Source organism: Megasphaera sp. NM10 (assembly GCF_000417505.1).
Lineage (GTDB): Bacteria > Bacillota > Negativicutes > Veillonellales > Megasphaeraceae > Megasphaera > Megasphaera intestinihominis.
The window spans coordinates 1-1,096 of sequence record NZ_APHY01000147.1 but is presented as its reverse complement, the minus strand read 5'-3'; the positions used below and the strand labels follow the sequence as shown (position 1 = coordinate 1,096).

General features: G+C 49.3%; 1 protein-coding gene. It reads left to right on the top strand.

Annotation, left to right across the window (positions count from 1 at the left end; genetic code table 11):
- Positions 1–1,096: RNA-guided endonuclease InsQ/TnpB family protein (locus NM10_RS14870; RefSeq protein WP_020311951.1), on the top strand; the 1,096-nt coding region annotated here is incomplete at both ends.

Genomic DNA, 1,096 nt, shown 5'->3' with positions numbered 1-1,096 from the left:
TGCTCCGGGAAATGTGCCAATACAGCAATAACCTGTACAATGTAGCGGTCTATACGATTCGGCAGCATTACTTCGATACTCATCAATTCTTGCGGTACGAAGAAAATTACCCCATTTGCAAGGAAAATGAAAACTATGGCTTGTTGCAGGCCGGTGTCGCCCAACAGATATTGAAGATGGCCGACCGCAGTTTTCGTTCTTTTTTCGGGCTTTTGCAGAAAGTCAAGTCAGGTGACTATGGTTCAAAGGCTGTCCGCCTGCCACACTATCGTGAAAAAGGGGAGCTCTTCAGTCTCATCTTGTCCACGAATGCCATCAACATTAAGAATGGCTTCTTAACAGTGCCGATGAGCCGTGAATATATGAAACGCCATAACGGCCATCGGATTCGGATTCCTTTTCCGGATAGACTGAAGGATAAGACGATTCAGGAAGTCCGCATCTGTCCCATGTATGGCGGACGGTATTTCAAGATTCAGTATTGCTGCCTAGAGGACCCAGAACCGGTGAAAACCTCGCCAGACCGTGTCCTAGCTATCGACTTGGGCCTGGACAATCTGGCCGCCTGCGTTACCAATACGGGGACGTCGTTCCTCATGGACGGTCGTAAACTCAAATCTATTAACCAGTATTGGAACAAACGCAAAGCCAGACTCCAAAGCATTGCTGCCAAGCAGGGCCAGAAGACGACGAACCAGCTCTGTCAGTTAGCGAAGAAACGCAATTTCCGGATGCAGGACATCCTTCGCAAGACAGCCCGCTATATCCTCGATTTTTGCATCAGTCATCAGATAGGGATCCTTGTCTGCGGCTATAATTGCGATTTCAAACGAGGACTAAAGCTGGGCAAAGTGATGAATCAGCATTTCACTCAAATCAGCCTGAGCTATCTGCGTAGTACCTTGAAACAGCTGTGTGAACGCTATGGGATAACCTATCTGGAACAGGAAGAATCGTATACTTCTCAGGCCAGCTGCCTGGATTTGGACGACATTCCCGTATACCAGCCGGATGCCCCCTATACAGGAACGTTCAGCGGGAAACGAATCCGGCGCGGCCTGTACCGTTTCGCCMWSRGCAGGACGGCCAATGCTGA